Annotated in this window: 19 protein-coding genes, 1 tRNA gene and 1 pseudogene; 10 read left to right on the top strand and 11 right to left on the bottom strand. The window is 46.1% G+C overall.

All coding sequences use genetic code 11. The features are described 5' to 3' along the window. Positions 1 to 73: 73 nt before the first annotated feature. From QUB37_RS23495 to QUB37_RS23475, 5 genes are all read right to left on the bottom strand, one after another. Positions 74 to 451, bottom strand: a complete 378-nt coding sequence (locus QUB37_RS23495) for a hypothetical protein (protein WP_333166745.1) — start codon at positions 449 to 451, stop codon at positions 74 to 76. 174 nt (positions 452 to 625) lie between these two features. Further along, positions 626 to 1,675: a CAF17-like 4Fe-4S cluster assembly/insertion protein YgfZ gene (gene ygfZ / locus QUB37_RS23490; RefSeq protein ID WP_333166742.1), complete on the bottom strand. Its 1,050-nt coding sequence runs from the start codon at positions 1,673 to 1,675 to the stop codon at positions 626 to 628. Between the two features lie 108 nt (positions 1,676 to 1,783). Continuing rightward, entirely contained in the window at positions 1,784 to 2,167 is a 384-nt protein-coding gene (locus QUB37_RS23485; protein ID WP_333166739.1) for a hypothetical protein, read from the bottom strand. A gap of 68 nt (positions 2,168 to 2,235) precedes the next feature. Continuing rightward, complete coding sequence (locus tag QUB37_RS23480; protein WP_333091256.1) at positions 2,236 to 3,492, bottom strand: RNA-guided endonuclease InsQ/TnpB family protein; 1,257 nt, start codon at positions 3,490 to 3,492, stop codon at positions 2,236 to 2,238. 243 nt (positions 3,493 to 3,735) lie between these two features. Beyond that, positions 3,736 to 3,807 (bottom strand) — tRNA-Val (locus QUB37_RS23475). 72 nt (positions 3,808 to 3,879) lie between these two features. Here QUB37_RS23475 and QUB37_RS23470 point away from each other — a divergent pair. Both QUB37_RS23470 and mazG read left to right on the top strand, forming a co-directional pair. Further along, a complete protein-coding gene (locus QUB37_RS23470) occupies positions 3,880 to 4,509 on the top strand; it encodes a metal-binding protein (RefSeq protein WP_333166735.1) in 630 nt (209 codons plus the stop codon). 172 nt (positions 4,510 to 4,681) lie between these two features. Beyond that, positions 4,682 to 5,509 (top strand): nucleoside triphosphate pyrophosphohydrolase, encoded by an 828-nt coding sequence (gene mazG / locus QUB37_RS23465; protein ID WP_333166732.1) that lies wholly within the window; start codon positions 4,682 to 4,684, stop codon positions 5,507 to 5,509. Positions 5,510 to 5,636: 127 nt separating this feature from the next. Here mazG and QUB37_RS23460 read toward each other — a convergent pair whose 3' ends face one another. Genes QUB37_RS23460 through QUB37_RS23450 form a run of 3 tightly spaced genes read right to left on the bottom strand, consistent with a single transcriptional unit; the run spans position 5,637 to position 6,878 of the window. Further along, on the bottom strand, positions 5,637 to 6,038 hold the full coding sequence (locus QUB37_RS23460) for a helix-turn-helix transcriptional regulator (protein WP_333091252.1): 402 nt from the start codon (positions 6,036 to 6,038) through the stop codon (positions 5,637 to 5,639). Between the two features lie 32 nt (positions 6,039 to 6,070). Continuing rightward, positions 6,071 to 6,451 (bottom strand): helix-turn-helix domain-containing protein, encoded by a 381-nt coding sequence (locus QUB37_RS23455; protein WP_333030075.1) that lies wholly within the window; start codon positions 6,449 to 6,451, stop codon positions 6,071 to 6,073. A 25-nt stretch (positions 6,452 to 6,476) separates the two neighbouring features. Further along, the gene (locus QUB37_RS23450; protein WP_190655959.1) at positions 6,477 to 6,878 is read right to left on the bottom strand and encodes a helix-turn-helix transcriptional regulator; all 402 of its coding nucleotides are present in this window, start codon (positions 6,876 to 6,878) and stop codon (positions 6,477 to 6,479) included. A gap of 180 nt (positions 6,879 to 7,058) precedes the next feature. Here QUB37_RS23450 and QUB37_RS23445 point away from each other — a divergent pair, with 180 nt between their 5' ends. Then, positions 7,059 to 7,442 (top strand): hypothetical protein, encoded by a 384-nt coding sequence (locus QUB37_RS23445; protein ID WP_333166727.1) that lies wholly within the window; start codon positions 7,059 to 7,061, stop codon positions 7,440 to 7,442. A 128-nt stretch (positions 7,443 to 7,570) separates the two neighbouring features. Here the strand turns inward: QUB37_RS23445 and QUB37_RS23440 are convergent, their stop codons facing one another. After that, positions 7,571 to 8,056, bottom strand: a complete 486-nt coding sequence (locus QUB37_RS23440) for an allophycocyanin subunit alpha-B (protein WP_293336342.1) — start codon at positions 8,054 to 8,056, stop codon at positions 7,571 to 7,573. An 83-nt stretch (positions 8,057 to 8,139) separates the two neighbouring features. Next, positions 8,140 to 8,520, bottom strand: coding sequence for a hypothetical protein (locus QUB37_RS23435; protein WP_333166724.1), 381 nt, complete (start codon positions 8,518 to 8,520; stop codon positions 8,140 to 8,142). A gap of 8 nt (positions 8,521 to 8,528) precedes the next feature. Between QUB37_RS23435 and rlmD the strand changes: the two genes are divergently transcribed. From rlmD to QUB37_RS23405, 7 genes and pseudogenes are all read left to right on the top strand, one after another. Further along, positions 8,529 to 9,941, top strand: a complete 1,413-nt coding sequence (gene rlmD / locus QUB37_RS23430; RefSeq protein ID WP_333166721.1) for a 23S rRNA (uracil(1939)-C(5))-methyltransferase RlmD — start codon at positions 8,529 to 8,531, stop codon at positions 9,939 to 9,941. Positions 9,942 to 10,113: 172 nt separating this feature from the next. Continuing rightward, a pseudogene (locus QUB37_RS29915) lies at positions 10,114 to 10,230 on the top strand (GNAT family N-acetyltransferase); the annotation flags it as partial. Between the two features lie 14 nt (positions 10,231 to 10,244). Continuing rightward, complete coding sequence (locus QUB37_RS23425; protein ID WP_333166718.1) at positions 10,245 to 11,513, top strand: SPFH domain-containing protein; 1,269 nt, start codon at positions 10,245 to 10,247, stop codon at positions 11,511 to 11,513. A 422-nt stretch (positions 11,514 to 11,935) separates the two neighbouring features. Beyond that, on the top strand, positions 11,936 to 12,253 hold the full coding sequence (locus tag QUB37_RS23420; RefSeq protein WP_333166715.1) for a YkvA family protein: 318 nt from the start codon (positions 11,936 to 11,938) through the stop codon (positions 12,251 to 12,253). 363 nt (positions 12,254 to 12,616) lie between these two features. Beyond that, positions 12,617 to 13,636 carry an RRXRR domain-containing protein gene (locus QUB37_RS23415; protein ID WP_333166713.1) on the top strand — a complete coding sequence of 340 codons (1,020 nt, stop codon included), beginning with the start codon at positions 12,617 to 12,619 and terminating at the stop codon, positions 13,634 to 13,636. A gap of 29 nt (positions 13,637 to 13,665) precedes the next feature. After that, entirely contained in the window at positions 13,666 to 14,706 is a 1,041-nt protein-coding gene (gene lpxD, locus QUB37_RS23410) for a UDP-3-O-(3-hydroxymyristoyl)glucosamine N-acyltransferase (RefSeq protein WP_333166709.1), read from the top strand. An 85-nt stretch (positions 14,707 to 14,791) separates the two neighbouring features. Continuing rightward, on the top strand, positions 14,792 to 15,655 hold the full coding sequence (locus tag QUB37_RS23405) for a CPBP family glutamic-type intramembrane protease (RefSeq protein WP_333166704.1): 864 nt from the start codon (positions 14,792 to 14,794) through the stop codon (positions 15,653 to 15,655). 437 nt (positions 15,656 to 16,092) lie between these two features. Here the strand turns inward: QUB37_RS23405 and QUB37_RS23400 are convergent, their stop codons facing one another. Beyond that, the gene (locus QUB37_RS23400; protein WP_333166701.1) at positions 16,093 to 16,398 is read right to left on the bottom strand and encodes a hypothetical protein; all 306 of its coding nucleotides are present in this window, start codon (positions 16,396 to 16,398) and stop codon (positions 16,093 to 16,095) included. Positions 16,399 to 16,866 lie beyond the last annotated feature (468 nt).

Here is a 16,866-nt window from a genome sequence, read left to right as displayed (position 1 = left end):
CGCTACTACACAAACTTTCGTCCCAGCAGAGAGGGACTAAGAATTTGATATTTGAAAACAGGATGCGATTGAATTAGTTGGCTCGATCGCTGCTACCTCGATCTGCCGCTTTTTCTACTGCTTCCCGTGCCGGCGTAACTGCTTCGCCCACGTTATCTTTTACCGATTCTATAAATTTTTTGGTACTGGGGGCGATCGGTTGGTCAAGATTCAGCTTTTCTCGGATATTGTCAACGGCATCATTCCCGCCCTTCTCGATATCGGTTGTTGGCTGGCGATCGGGACGGGCAACTTCGTAAGACGTAGCTTCTGGGGTTAAATGTGTAGCGTTCGCTTGCATTTTATTGCCCGAAAATTCCAATTCGGAGCTAAAAATCAGCGCTATTCCTACAGCCAAGATTATTCCAACTCGCAGGCAAGTTGTAACTAAGCGCGATGTAAACTTTTTCATTGAAAAACTCTGTTTTTTATGTGACGACTGTAATACAGAATAATTTCGGTTGTTGGTTTGCAAATCTATCTAAAGATAGGACTTGTGGCCAATTTATGGTGTTAGCATCCTTCCCAAATCAACCTCAACAAAAAAGTTTTGGGCGCTGCGGCGTCAACAGGCTACCGATCGCAACTACGAACTCAAGAAAGGTACATTTACTACTTCCCCTGACACCGATCCGACTTGCACTTTCAGTCCTTCGCCGCCCGCTTTTGTGCGGATGTAAGCAAGACCAAAAAAGCCGGATTCCGTTTCCGTAAAACTGGTGAGTTTGCCGACTTTTTCTTCTCCGATGGTGACTGCTGTGCCGGGTTCCACCGCACCGCTCAACTGCACGCCCCAAAGTTCCTGTTTGACTCCTTTGTAGGTGTTCAACCGGGCAATTGTTTCTTGACCGATGTAGCAGCCTTTGTCATAGGTAATCGTGTGTAAAAGACGGGCTTCTAAGGGGTTGTAATCGTCTGTGAGTTCAAAATCGGGTGCGGGGCGTCCTTGTTCAATTCGTAGTTGTTCCCAAACTCGATCGCCCATCGGTACGGCCCCAGCTTTGACTAATTCCTTCCACAAGTTGGCTGCATCGCTTGCTGGCGCAATTAACGTGTATCCGGGAGTTGCTAAACCGCTACCAACCGCAACTCGGACTTCCATACCTGCAAAATTTATCAATTTGTGAGTAGCGTAAGGTTGATTTTCTAGTTCGGTAACTCCGATTTTTTCTAATAGTTGAGTGCTTTCCGGGCCGAGGACACTGAAAGCAACAGTTGTATCGGTTAAATCTGTTAACTCGACGCGATCCATTGGGAAAATATAGCGATCGAGCAATTCCAGCAGTTGGCGGCGGCGGTTGGGTGAAACTAACAGCAGTACGGCATCTTCTGTCGCGTAAGCAGTGGCGAGGTCGATCGTCCGGGCGGTGGAAGTCACGAAAACGGTGTCGCAACCTTGACCGGGTTTGAGTATATTGAAGTTATTGGTACTTTGATTGTGCAAGAACCGCAGGCGATCGCTGTCTGAGATTTGAATGCGTCCCCAGTGAGTGCGATCGTACAAAGCCACACCTTGTTTCGTTGCTGCGATCGCTTCTGCGTCGTTACCAAAACTGACTGGCACAATTTCTTTGGTTGTTAACTCTGCAAAAGTAGCACCGGCCGCTGCTTGAATGTCGTGCAATTCTTGAATCATAAGATTTTGTTTACTGTTAACTGTTGGCTGTTGACTGATGACTGATGACTGATGGCTGTTGACTGTTGACTGTTGACTGTTGACTGTTGACTGACAACTCTCAACTGACTATTTGCCCAAATTGGCGAATATTTCTTGTATTAATTGACTGGCTTTAGCATCAAGACGATTCCAATCTACATCGCCAGTCTCATCATCAATCAAGCTAGTATCAATTACAACTTCTTGGCTTTGGATTTGACTGTGGGCGGGCTGGTAGTTGACAAAGCAGACTCGATAGCAAAGTTCCCAAATATCGATACATCTTTGCTCGCCTTGAAGCTCTAAAATTAGTTGATAGCCCGGAATCGGAATCTGCACTTCTTGATAAGTACCCGTCCAAACTGACTCTTCTAATTGTTTGCGGATGTTGTCGAGCACTCGGATCATCGCTGGCTGCATGAGCAGTTCAGCTTGCTGCCACGCGATCGGGCTGGTTATTTTAGGCTTCATATACAAGGTTCTAAAAAAGAAAATCATTGACATCCTCACCGCCCTAAAGGGAGGGTGATTCCCAAGAATCACTTCTTGAGTTTTCTGCTTCGTCCCGTGCCAGCTAGACTGACTTTACCACCAGTCCCCGCCGCATCCAGTCCACAGACAGTTTGTTTTACTTCCAGGCTATGCCCTAGCCCAGAAATTAGTTCCAACCCACGATTTCTAACCACCTGTGCCGCTGCCACATCACGCGATGCAGTAAAGAAACACACTGGACAAGAATGAATTCTTTCGTCTAGGTGCTTTTTGCCCGTATGCGTCCCACACTCAGGACATTGTTGTGATGTGTAGTCCTTGTCTACCTTGGCAAAGAAAACACCTCGTTTAAAGCACACCCATTGCAGTATGTTGACGAATTGACCGAATCCAGCATCGGCACTATGTTTACTCAACATTCCTCTGGCCCAAGAGCGAAAGTCGATGTCTTCAACAAATATCATCCCTACGCCGTCACTCATACGGTGGGCTAACTTAAAGTGCCAGTCTTTCCTGGTGTCAGTAATCTGTTGATGAATTCTGGCTATTTTTTGATTGAGCTTATGTCTGTTATTCGACCCTTTCTTCTTATGCTTTAATCTACGTTGCAGTAATTTCAACTCGCGTTGTAGAGTTTGCAGGAAGCGAGGTCTAGCAATTTGCTCGTTATCGCTAGTAGCTACAAACTTATCAAACCCTAAATCCAAACCTCGCGGATGACCGGATATGGGTGTATCTGGCACTGATACATTTAACTGTAATGACAACATGACAAAATATCCCGATGCCCGTCGTACAACCCTGGCTTGTTTAATTTCAAATCCCCCTGGGATTTGGCGTGACAAGCGCAAACGAATCCACCCTAGTTGAGGCAATTTCAGCAAACTTCCATTGATGGGATTTTTGCCCAATTGAGGAAACACAAACGATCGCATTCGGTATTTGTTCTTGAAGCGAGGGAAGCCTAGTTTCTTCGCTCTCATGTCCTCAAATGCCCTGTCCAGCGTTCTTAAGACTTGTTGCAATACTTGCGAATGTACGCTCGTGAGGAGGGGAAATTGCTCTTTGGCAAGAGTCAATCGTTTAGCCTGAGTGTGGTAACTAGGGTATGGCTCGTCAGCCCTGAGTATGTACTCCTGTTCGATGGAACAAGCATTTACAGGCGACTTGCGGGAATTCAACCAGTCTTTGCGCTCCCGCAAAGCAAAGTTCCATACAGAACGACACACAGCGAATATCCGCTCGATAGTATCGACCTGTTCTGGAGTTGGTTCTAGTTTGAATTCCCACGTCATGTTTAGCATGAAATTATTTTACACACTTACTGAGTATGTGTAAAGCCGTCCTCCACTTCGTTAAAGGACGGGGTTTTAGACCCAAATTTTCGATAAATTAATTTTCTAGCATTGGGTGCCAACTTTTGAGACATCCGCCACAGAATGTTAAATTTAGTCGTCACCCAATTTAACAGTCAACTCTCAACAGCAACAGCCGTTCTCGGCTTGACGGCTAAAAACGGCTGAAACTGTTGATATTGAGTTATCGGATGGGTAATGTAGGATTTGAACCTACGGCATCCTGCGTGTAAAGCAGGCGCTCTACCACTGAGCTAATCACCCAATTGGACTCACCGGGATTTATCATATCACAGTAACTCAGAAAGATCAAGTAAAAAAAATCCTAAACTTTAAATGCCCTCTGGCCGCACCCACGATCAAATAACCCTGTGGAGTTTGCCCTTGGTGGCAGCCCTCACCTTTGGCCAGACTCAGAGCAGCAACCTGACTTTGCTCGTTTCCGGCAGTTTCTTATTCGGCGGGCTGATGTTTGGCCCCGACTTGGATATCTACTCCTGCCAGTATCAGCGCTGGGGATGGTTCAAACCGATTTGGCTCCCGTACCAAAAAAGCCTGCGCCACCGCTCTTTTTTGTCCCACGGCCCTCTAATCGGCACTGCTTTGCGAATCTTGTACCTCGCTATCTGGATCGTGGTTTTCGGATTGTTGGGATTGGCAATTGCCGAAAAAGTCGGAAACTTCGGCGGGAATTGGCAGGATGTGGTTTTGAGTTATGGGCGATCGATCTGGGAACACCACATCGAAATTTTAGCCGTTTACATCGGTCTAGAATTGGGCGCGATGAGCCACTATCTGAGCGATTGGGGCGGCTCTGCTTACAAAAGATTCAAAAAAAAAGGATTAAGCGGATTGCGCCCTCCTGGCACAATTAAGAGGCGCAAACGCCAACCTCCCCGTCGCACTTCCAGCAAATCTATAGCAGAAGGAAGAAGGAAGAAGGAAGAAGGAAGAAGGAAGAAGTAATAAAATCAGCAGAAGGAAGAAGGAAGAAGGAAGAAGGAAGAAGGAAGAAGGAAGAAGGAATATGTAGTAAAATCAGCAGAAGAAAGAAGGAAGAAGATGTAATAAAATCAATGGTTGGAGCCATTAACAACGTTATAACCGTCTTGGCGGTTGATATAAAAGGTAAATTATTATGTCTAATTCTGAAAGCCGATCGCTCACAGCACTCAAAGAACTTATAGAAGTTGTGGCTAAATTGCGATCGCCAGACGGCGGATGTCCTTGGGATTTAGCCCAAACTCCCCAAACTCTAATTCCTCACATCATCGAAGAAGCTTATGAAACCGCCGACGCGATTCGCAAAGGAGATAAAGATGCGATCGTCGAAGAATTGGGCGACTTACTGTTACAGGTAATTCTGCAAGCTCAAATTGCCAGCGAATCCAATCAGTTTACCTTCGCCGAAATCGCTGCGGGCATCACAGAAAAACTAATTCGGCGACATCCCCACGTCTTCGGCGATGTCGAACTCAACAGCGTGGATGAAGTCAACGAAAACTGGGAAAAAATCAAAGCAGCAGAAAAAGGCACAACTTCGGAAAAACCGCCAACTTTAGCCTCGAAAATGAGCCGTTATGCCAGCACTTTGCCGCCGATCACCGCCGGGATGAAAATCTCTCAAAAAGCTGCGGAAGTGAGTTTTGATTGGGACAATGTAGACGGCGTTTGGGATAAATTTCATGAAGAAATGGCAGAATTTGAACACGCTCTCAAACACGAGGATAAGGCAGCGCAGCAGTCAGAATTGGGAGATATTATGTTTGTGTTGATTCAATTAGCTCGGTGGTACGATTTAGATCCGTCGGCTGCTTTGCAAGGAACAAACGATCGCTTTGTGCAGCGGTTTGCGAAGGTAGAGGCTGCGTGCGATCGACCTTTGTCAGATTATCCCGCAGAAGAGTTAGAATCTCTGTGGCAGCAAGCTAAAGCTTTAATTGCGAAACAAAAGGGCGATCGGTAATCAATCACCGCAGATAAACACAGATAAAATGACATCAGCGTTCATCAGCGTTCACCCGCTAATATCTGCGGTTCAAAACTCCCCATCTCAAGAATTTGGTTGCATCAGTTCAGATGTCAGCAATCAACTACTCGTAAAGCTTCGCATCGTTGTACGGCGGATGTTCGCACGCAATGTAAAGCGCATTTGTCGGTTCCAGGGCTTCCCCTGTCACTGGGTCGATCGGCTTGAGGACAAAGCATAACAGAGAGAGCGATCGCCAATCCAAACTTTCTAACTTCCCGCGTTCGTAGCGACTAACAGTAGCATTACTAATACCGACATCTTTTGGTACTGGATCTCCGGCTGTCCGAAACAGAGCGGCTTCGTATTCTTTTGTGACCATTTCTGTTTCAATAATTGACCAGCCCCGAATCTCTCTAGCTGCTTTCAGAAGTTTGCCCAATCTACCGCGTCCCGTATCTGTAAATCGCACAGGGCGCAGTTTTTCCCGATCGACGACAGCCTTAAAGTCAAGAAATCCCGGCATTTTACAGATCCAATTTAACTATTAAGTCAATCCTACGCCTCGACGTTTGGGTTCCAAAATTCAGTTCCGATCAACAGTAAGTCTTCTAGAGTAACCAACCGCTTTTCAACCGGGTGAACTGGTTCGAGAACATCGAGGAACAGCCACAAAAGATCGGGTGCAGGCTTGTTGTAATAGCCATTTTCGATTCTCGAAATGCCTGCAATGCTGACCCCCAAAACTTTCGGCAAAGGCTCTCCCCCGAGATTATAAAATTGAGCCTCATGCTGCTTGGTCTTTTCGCTCAGTTCGTGAACGCTCCACCCCCTAGCTTCCCGCCACGATCGCAGGAATTTACCCAACCGCCGCAGCCCGGTATCAGTAAATCTCCGTCTCAAGTATTCTTTTTCTCGCCTAGCTTCTGCTACAACCATCAGTCATCACCTATCTGCAAATAATCTAGTCGTAGAGCTTCGCATCGTTGTATGGGGGATGTTCGCACGCGATGTAAAGCGCATTTGTCGGTTCCAGGGCCTCTCCTGTCACCGGGTCGATCGGCTTGAGGACAAAGCATAACAGACTGAGCGATCGCCAATCCAAATTATCCAGCTTCCCGCGTTCGTAGCGGTTGACTGTGGCGGCACTAATACCCACATCTTTGGGTACGGGTTGATTTGTAGCTGTGAACAGCGCCTCTTCATATCCCTTGGTTTTAAATTCTGTTTCGCTGACAGACCAGCCTGTTGTCTGTCTTGCTGCTTTTAAAATCTTGCCCAAACGCATCCGCCCCGTTTCAGTGAAGCGAACGGGACGCAATTCCTGCTCTTTGTCTACCACAGCTTTGTTAGAGAGTCCTGACATTTTTCCCACCTACGTTAACTCTCAAACTAGCACAGCATCAATGATTGAGGGTTGCACGAGCAACATCTGAGCTGAAGAAGTTTAAATTAATTTCATTGCACTTGTGCAATAAGAGTCGGATATAGTAATATGTAATTGACTCTAAACCGAACTTGCCTCTCAAGCCCTGAGTATACAGCCATGACAGCACTGTTTCGCCGCATTCAACCCTCAAAAAAGCTCCGCATCACCGTCAGGTCGATCGCCCAACTGCTCAAAATCAGCCAAAACCTGATTAAGCGAGTCGAATCGTGGGCTTTCGTGGTTTTCGTCCACCATCGGGATAGAGGCGGCCTGTTTGTCAGCTACCGCAGGCTGGAAGAATGGCAAAATGCGATCGCCCATCAGATCCAAACCTGCCCCACCCTTGGAGAACTCTCGCAGCTCAAAACATCGATTCAGTACGACAGCCGGAAATTCAAAAAACAATCTCTCCCAAAAACCCTTGACTTTTTAAATCAAATGTGCATTGAAAGACAAGACGAACTCAACATCTGGGAAAGCTTAAACAGCATTGCTTCCTAGCAGAAATGAGGCAGATTTCCTTGCCAAAAAACAGAAGCGAAACATTTGCGAGCAATTGCGAGATCAAATCACCCCAAAAATCACCCGCGAATGCTCCGCCACATTCATGAAAGCAATCACCAAAGCAATTAAGACATTGCCTGAGCGATATAATCAAAATAAGGAGCTGCTTCCTTAGCATCATCCTGATTGAGCAAAGCCAAAGAAGCTTCCTTCAAACAGCGGATAGCTTCGACCATGCCAGGAACAGGAACGCCCAGAGAATTATACATTTCCCGAACGCCAATCAAACCGATGCTTTCGATCGGCTCCTTGTCACCCGCCAAGATACCGTAGGTAATCAGGCGCAAGTACCAGCCGTAGTCGCGCAGACACAAAGCCCGTTCGCGCTGGCCGTAAGCATTGCCCCCAGGAGAGATAAAATCAGGTCGTTTTTTCCAGAGTTTTTTACTAGCTTCTTCAACAATTTTCTTCTCACTGTCAGACAGCGCAGTAGCAATACGCACCCGCTGTTCTCCGGTTTTAAAGAAATCATTGATACTTTGGAGTTCGCCGGTACTGGGATAACGAAGTTCGTCGTCGGCTTGGAGAATAAATTGGCTAACTACGCTCATTGTTATTCAAATTTGAGGATAACATTAATAAACATTCCCATCCGTTGGCGACGGGATTCTTGGTTCGCAGACTTGCCTTGCTCCTAACATTTATCAATCCTAGAAGTAGAGGGTAAATCTCCCCAAGCGTTATGCTTGATGTTCAAGCCAGTTTCCTTGTGTTCCAGGGTACTGCGGGAAAAACTCAAAAATTGCGAGTGAGAGTTTTGATGTCGGCAGACACTTTGACTGTTTAACGAGTTTTTGCTAAATCGCCCCAACAGCATATCGCACCGACGATATCGAGGCCACTCGCGACAAGCTCGACTCCCCGGTTGAAGTTTGGCTTTAGCAGCAAGACGTTCAACAGCAGGAAGACAGCCTGCAATTGAGTTTGAGTGCGATGGCTTACGCCCCGCTTCTTCGCTACGACTTATCTCAGGAAAGAGAGAGCGATATTGCATTACCATATTAAATCCTACCACGACTACTTGTGACCAAATCTAAATTCCCGACCCCAAACTCGACGAAATTGGCAAACCCTTGCCAGCAAGGTCAACTGATTGAGATAGAGATTACCGACTTGACAGACACCGGCGACGGAGTTGGTCGTTTTGGTGAGTTAGTGGTGTTTGTGCCCGATACCGTGACGGGCGATCGAGTCCTTGTGCGCCTCGTGCAAGTCAAATCCACCTATGCTACAGGCAAGCTGGACACACTTCTGGAAGCATCCGAACACCGCATCCGAGCTAACTGCATTGTCGCCGACAAGTGCGGCGGCTGTCAGTGGCAGCACGTAGATTATCAATATCAGCTTGCAGCCAAGCAAAATCAAATCATTCAAGCCTTAGAACGGATTGGCGGATTTAGCAATTCCCAAGTTGATGAAATTTTAACGGGAAAAATCGAGGGATTTTCCCAATTTTTGGGATACCGCAACAAAGCGACTTATCCCGTGGCACTATCTGCAACAGGTCAAGTTCAAGCAGGTTACTATCAAAAAAGCACCCACAAATTAGTCAATCTCAATCAGTGTCCGGTGCAAGACCCGCGCCTCAATCCTTTGTTAAAAGAAGTCAAAGAAGACATCCACTGGCGGGATTGGCCAGTCTACGACGAAAAGAAACATACAGGAGAATTGCGTCACTTGTCCTTGCGGATCGGACGGCGCACCGGCGAGATGCTGCTAACTTTAATAGTTCGCACTGGAGAGTTGCCGGGGCTCGAAGAGCAAGCATCAGAGTGGCTGAAACAATATCCTCAACTGGTAGGTGTTTGTTTGAATATAAACCCCGCTCAAACTAATGTGATTTTTGGTGCCGAAACTCGCTGCATTGCGGGTCGTTCTTATCTGCGAGAAAGATTTGCTGGGATGAATTTTCAGCTAAGAGCCGATACTTTTTTTCAGGTTAATACAGAGGCGGCTGAAGCGTTGTTAGATGTGATGGTAGGGGAATTAAGTTTGCAGGGAAACGAGGTTTTGGTTGACGCTTACTGCGGCATTGGTACTTTTACTTTACCCCTGGCAAAACAAGTAAAAATAGCGATAGGTTTAGAAGTGCAACCGGCGGCGATCGAACAAGCCAGATTAAATGCTGAGTTAAATGACGTGAGAAATGTCGAGTTTCAGGTGGGAACTGTAGAGAGTTTGCTGCCTTCCTTGGGATTGACACCGGATATTGTGCTGCTAGATCCGCCGAGGAAAGGGTGCGATCGCGCGGTTTTGGAAGCTATCAAGGAAATCAAACCAAATCGCATTGTTTATGTTAGCTGCAAGCCTGCTACTTTGGCTCGCGACCTGAAGATTTTGTGCGAAAATGGGGATTATAAGTTAGCGCGAGTGCAGCCGGCGGATTTCTTTCCTCAGACTTCTCATGTTGAGTGTGCGGCTTTTTTGGTCAGGTGAATGAAAGGGCGATCGACCCACTAGACTTATTGCATAAATCTTTGATTTATAGGGAAACCCCAGAGGCAACGCAGATAATTTAAAGATTTTTTGCGAATGTATGCAATTTAAGCCGAGTGAGTAAGTGAGTACAAATAGATATAAACTGGGGTGGGGTTGAGCAACTGAAGCAGCGTTTACTATCTTAGAATACGGGTTTAAAACTCTCGGAATCGATCGCATTGTAGCGCTTCCTAAATCTGAAAATAGTGCTTCCCGGCGGGTGATTGTAAAAATGAGAATGCAGTAGAAACAGAAGGTGGATTGCTGGGGTCAAAACTAGATCCAGTCCGGGCGGAATCGCGGGGTGTCCAGAAGTATAGAATAGAGGTTGCGGAACCGGCACACCGCCCGATCGCTCGCCCCCAGCAATTTGTTACCCTAAAAATAGAATCTCCCCTCCCTCAACTCCCTCCCATGAACAACGCTTCTCCACTAATTCAAACCGTCACACCCGAACGCTGGGCCGGGTTTAGTATGGACTTTATAGGGGCCGGTTACACGGGGCTGTTGGTCAAAAACGGCCGCGCCGTGCGTACCCTAAAATCCGGGCGGCATTTCAGCTTTGCCCTTCCCCTACTGGAACAGTCTCAAATTGTCCTCGTAGACACCAAACTCCGCAATTTGGACGTACAGTCGCACGGAGATTTTTTGTCTAAGGATCGATTTTTAATTGATGCTACTCTGACTGTTATTTATCAAGTTATAGATCCGAAACGGGTAGCTTTGGAATTGTCCGATCCTATAGCTGTTTTAGCAAGTGCAGTTAAAGATTGTATGGGATTAGCGATCGGGCAAATACCCCTACAACAGCTTATCAGTCAAGGACGGCTGTTGCTGCGCCAAAATTTGCTCGATCGCGTCCAAGATTTTTATACTCTAGGTTTTAACTTAGAAGACGTGCGAATTGGCGATGTCAGCTTTCCCGAAACCAACGGAGTTATTCGCCAAGTTGAAGGAATGAGTGCCCGACAAGAAGCAGAAAATGCCGCCGCCCTGCAAATGAGAATTGCCGAAGCCGGCCGTCCGATTGTTCCTCAATCTCCCGTACAGCAGTTAAACTTAATTTCAGGTAATTCTCCTGCAAGTCTTCCAGCTTCAGACACAGCAGCGGGGTTCGATCGAGATTTACAACAACTGACAGAACAACTTGCTCAAAACAGCCTCCCTGCTGGGAGAAATCCTCCCCAACTTGCACCAACCGTACTTGCAAGTAGCGATCGCAAAACAACCGCATATTTAATCTACAAACTTTCTGGAGAGGCGATCGCCCTAACAGCCAATCCCTTTACAATTGGACGCGAACCAACCAACACTTTAGTATTACAAGATCCGCAAAGTTCGCGCTACCACGCTCAAATCCGCCGGGCCACTGACGAACTTGGCAAACAGCGGTATCAGCTTGTCGATAGCGGCAGTTCCAACGGCACTTTTGTAGGAGGGCAGAGGCTGGCTGCTAACGAGCCTTTTTGGCTGCCAAACGGCTGCGAAATTGCGATCGGCGACCAAAAATGGATCTTTCAAAATTCGTGAGTGAAAGATATGAAGATTTTTTTAAACAGGAGATAAACACAGATAAGTTCCATCAGCGTTTATCTGTGTTTATCTGCTGACATCTGCGGTTAAAAATCCCAATCTAAGTAACTTAGTTTAATCACAATATACAAGTAAAAAAATGCCGAATCTACCGTCAACAAGAGGAATGTTTTTTAACCGCAGATAAAAACAGATAAACGCAGATAAACGCAGATTAATTCCATCGCCTTTCATCTGTCAGGTTTCTGTAGGGGCGTTGTCACGAGTCCCCGTCCTTCCGACACAGGTTGACAAATCCCTCCGGCCCAATTCCCTATATTCCCCGGTAGAAGTCTCTTCCCAATCTTAGGGGGGATATCTCCACTAGCATTTCGAGCGACAATTTGTCAAGATTGAAAATATAAGTAGAGGACAACCCCATGAACTTTTCTATACAATCTGTTTACAACTGGTACCGCGACACCCTCCGCAACCCCAAGTACCGCTGGTGGATAATTCTGGGAACGCTGGCATATCTGGTAAGCCCGATCGACATAGCCCCAGACTTTCTCCCCGTCATCGGACAAATTGACGATGTGGCGATCGCAGTCTTGCTGATTTCCGAAGTGTCCCAAATGGCGATCGACTACTTTAAATCTCGCCAAACAGAGACAGCATCAGCATCCGAAGCCACTGGTGCCCCTTATTCTGAAGCCAACGGCAGCACCGTTGACGTAGATGCAGTTTCTGTAAAATAATTGCCAAAAATAATCGAGCGCTACAACCCCGACTTCTTCAAGAAATCGGGGTTTTTGTTTTTTAAATGCCAACTGCTCAGATCGTGCTCCAAAGCTGGTAATTTTAACTATGATCCATCTGTGCTAACAACAAATTTTTATAGGTCACTAACCCCACCCTAAAGGGATGGGGCTTGTAAGGAAACCAAGCCATAGGTAGAAAACAAGCGCAAGTAGGACTAGACAACGGTTGAGAAACCAATTTGAACTAACTGAAGGTGGCACTTTCATTGGACGTTACAGGCGCTCTTCCTAACCCGTAACCACTCCGTTAGTCAAAGTCGAAGGAAATTAAACAGTTAGGCTTATCGCCAAACAAACACCATGCAATACGTTCCTGTAGTGGACTTTGAGCAACGTCCTTTAATGCCAACAACACCCGCAAGGGCAGAACGTTGGATTAAATCTGGAAAAGCAACACCATTTTTCCGTAAAGGGATCTTTTGTGTTCGCTTAAACGTTGAACCTTCAAATCGTCATACTCAACCTGTAGCAGTTGGAATCGATCCGGGTTCTAAACGTGAGGGGTACACAGTCAAATCAAAAGCTCATACCTACTTAAATCAGCAGTTTCATGCTGTTGATTGGGTCAAAGAGGCTGAGGAGACAAGTACAAACGCCAGACGTGCAAGGCGCAATCGAAAAACACCTTGTCGCCAACCTCGTAAAAACCGTAAGCGTGGCGGGATTCCTCCAAGCACTAAGGCGCGTTGGCAATTCAAAATCCGAGTAGTCAAAGTTTTTGATACCATCTTTCCTATCTCAGACATTGGAATTGAGAATGTAAAAGCATTGACCAAAAAAGGTTGTCGCACATGGAACAAGTCATTTTCGCCCTTAGAAGTTGGCAAAAAATGGTGTTATTCCGAGTTGGAAATAATTGCACCTGTCACCCACTTTGATGGCTATACCGACACCTACTTAACTCGTCAAAAATTAGGTCTAAAAAAATCTAAGGTCAAGTTATCCAATGTTTTTTATGCCCATTGTGTCGATTCTTGGGTGCTAGCTTACCTGTTGGTAGGTGGCGATATATCACCAAAAAATATGGTGGTGATGGAATGTAAGCCCATCCGCATTTATCGCAGACAATTGCACGTTTTTAACCCTGGGAAAAACGGATATCGCCGTCCTTACGGTGGCTCCATGTCGCAAGGATTGAAGCGCGGGGGGATTGTCAAGCATCCTAAGTATGGAAAGTGTTACGTAGGTGGCGAAGATGCTAAAAAATCTCGCATTAGCCTGCACAGTCTTGGTACAGGAAAACGCCTGTGTCAAAACGCAAAGCCCACAGATTGTAAGTTTCTGGCTTACAACTCATGGCGAACTGTAAAGCCGTCCTAAAAGGACGGGGTTTCAAACCCATTTTTCTGATGAAGTTTAGCGAAATAGTACAAAAACTTAACTTAGCCACCAGTCGCACCCTCACAGCGTCGGTTGCTACCGATCCAGAAATTACTGGCGCTGCCCCTGTTGATGAAGCTCCATCGGGCACAATCAGTTATATAGAAGGTGCTAAATTTGCCGTTCATACAGCCACTACAAATGCTTCGGCTTTAATTTTACCCTTAGATGAAAGCCTCCAAGCTCAATGTACCGATCGCAACATTGCTTGGATTGCCACAGCAGATCCGCGATTGCTGTTTGCTGAAACGATCGCCCTTTTCTATCAACCGTTTCGCCCAGCATCCGAAATTCATCCTTCAGCCGTCGTTCACCCCTCAGCAGAAATTAGTGAAAATGTCTATATCGGCCCCCACGTCGTTATCCAAGCAAAAGTCAAAATTGGCAGCAACGTTTGCATTCATCCAAATGTCGTAATTTACCCAGATGCGGAAATAGGCGAAGGCACTGTTTTACACGCTAACTGTGTCATTCACGAACGTACTCGCATCGGGGCAAATTGCGTGATTCACAGCGGTGCGGCGATCGGCAGCGAAGGTTTTGGGTTCGTGCCGACAGCCTCCGGGTGGGTAAAAATGGAGCAGTCTGGCTGCACTGTATTAGAAGAGGGTGTTGAGGTTGGCTGCAACAGCACGATCGACCGGCCCGCTGTCGGAGAAACCCGCATCGGCCAGAATACAAAAATCGACAACTTAGTACACGTAGGTCACGGCTGTCAAGTAGGAAAAAATTGCGCCTTTGCTGCTCACGTTGGCATGGCCGGCGGAGTAAAAATTGGCAACAATGTAATTTTGGCAGGTCAAGTAGGAATTGCTAATCAAGCCAAAATCGGAGATGGGGCGATCGCCACTGCTAAAGCCGGAATTCACAGCGACGTGCCCGCAGGTGCGATCGTGACGGGCGTTCCAGCAATTCCCCACAAACTATTTCTCAAAGCCGCAGCCGTCTACAACCGCTTGCCAGAAATGTACCAGTCTCTGAGGCAAATTCAGCGCAAGCTCGATCGGTAGTCAATTGGCAGTTGGCAGTAGTCAGTAGTCATTAATTAACAGTCAACAGCCAACAGCCAACAGTATTATATTTGCAACCCATTAAATGTGGAATAGTATAACTAACCTGCGACTGCTGTCGCCGTCAATACCAGCAATTGTCAAAATAATCTTGTTTTTCTCGACTTGGATTGTTGTGTGGCTTCCTGCAGCGATTGTGCTGGCGATCGCCCTCAAATGGCATCCACCCCAACCCCTGGGAAACAAAAAACTACCTTTACTAGCTTCCCTATACGTGATTGTTCCATTCATTTTATGGGCGACAAGTTGGATCGAAAACACAACTTTTGCTAGTTGGGGTTGGGATTGGCAACCCGCAGTTTTGATATCATTACTGGGGGGATTAGGATTAGGAATAATCAGCTTAGTAATTTTATTCGGTCTACAATTAACCGTAGGCTGGATCGAGTTAAAAAAAGGTGAAACTTCCACCGAAATAGGCGAAAAAAACATTAATTTTTGGGCATTAATCTTTAATCCTGCTAGTCTGCTGACTCTGTTATTAGGACTGTGGATTAGCGCCACAGAAGAGTTAATCTTTCGCGGCTGCTTGCAAACAATCCTCCAGCAAGATTACTCAATACTAATCGCCGCAGCGATCGCCAGTTTCATTTTTGCGATCGCCCACCTCATTTGGGCAGCCAAAGAAACTCTACCGCAACTGCCCGGATTGTGGCTGATGGGGATGGTTTTAACATTAGCCCGCATCGCCGACAATGGCAGTTTAGGATTGGCGATCGGCATTCACGCAGCTTGGATTTGGGGTATAACTACCGTAGATACAGAAGGCGCAATTAAACCTACTTCTAGGGTATCAGAATGGATTACAGGAATTGCCGCCAAGCCCCTAGCAGGTGCAGCCGGAATTCTGTTATTGCTAGCAACAGCAGCCGTGCTTTTGTTAATTTAAATAAGACTTACCCTAAAAAAAGCCGGTTTCTTATAAAATATTGGCTCTCCTAGATTTGTGGTAGAAATGATAGTATAGCAATCCTAAATCATTTGTGAATTTCTTACTCCCTCCCCTTACCAAGGGGAGGGTTGGGGTGGGATTAAAAAATTTATGACTCCTGCAAGGATTGCTATATAAGCGTCTTCCTCATCCGGGATAGAGGGCTCGCACCACGAGAATTTTTATTTTGCTGAACACCATAAACTCAGGAGATTTGGATTATGATATCAATTCCGGTTGCATTCCTCATAATAGTTGACTGTTAATTGTTGACTGTTAACTGTTAACTGTTAACTCGGGCTCGCAAAACTCCATGATGGTTGAGTGTTGAATGTTGACTCGATTTTACGCCCGACGATGAAGCGCGGATTTGATATGATATCTACTCTCTTGAATCAAATATTCAAAGGACGCGATGGCGGTGGTGGCATGGGCGGTTTAGCGATCGCCAGAGACTTAGAATAGCGAGCCTCTAAAACACCCGTTCTAAACTGAGCCACTTTTTCTCCCTTCCTGTGAAATACTATCACATTAACCCGAATGCTGTAAATATTCAGATAGCGCTGTTTGACAATGAAGGCAAGAATAATAAAGACAACACCGATAAAAAGACTGAGAGTCGGAATTCCTAACCAAAACAGCCACCAAGTACAACCCTCTCCTGTTTCAATCGCTCTAACATCCTCAATCGGAATAAACACCTCTTTTGTTTCTAATCAAAAAAAATATTACGAGCTGATTTGTAACAGTTCGCCGACCAATTTAGCCGTAATTTTGCAATTACTTTGAACGGGAACAATCCCCATAATTTGACCAGGTGTACTGCTGATTTGAATGACTTGATTAGATTTCATATTTATTGTCTATTGGCGGTTCGGAAAAGCTATTAGATCGCCTCCTTCTAGGATTTAGCACGTCTGAAGAATTGTATAACAACAACCGCGACCTATTTGTTGACTAAAACTTGCTCTACCTATCGCCACAAGTACCACTAAAACCTCCTGCGTATAATAGGCAAGCTGATGCCCATAGCTGTAAGGTAAATTTAACTTGCTGGCAACGGGTTTGAGGACATCTGCTGCTTCATCTTTACAATACTCCGGACAGTTTTTAAGCAGCCAAAGTACCATAAGACAAGACTGAAGGAAGATTAGGATGGTTTAAAATCA

The sequence above is a fragment of the Microcoleus sp. AT3-A2 genome (assembly GCF_036705685.1).
GTDB lineage: Bacteria > Cyanobacteriota > Cyanobacteriia > Cyanobacteriales > Microcoleaceae > Microcoleus.
This window is presented reverse-complemented; position numbering and strand designations above follow the sequence as displayed.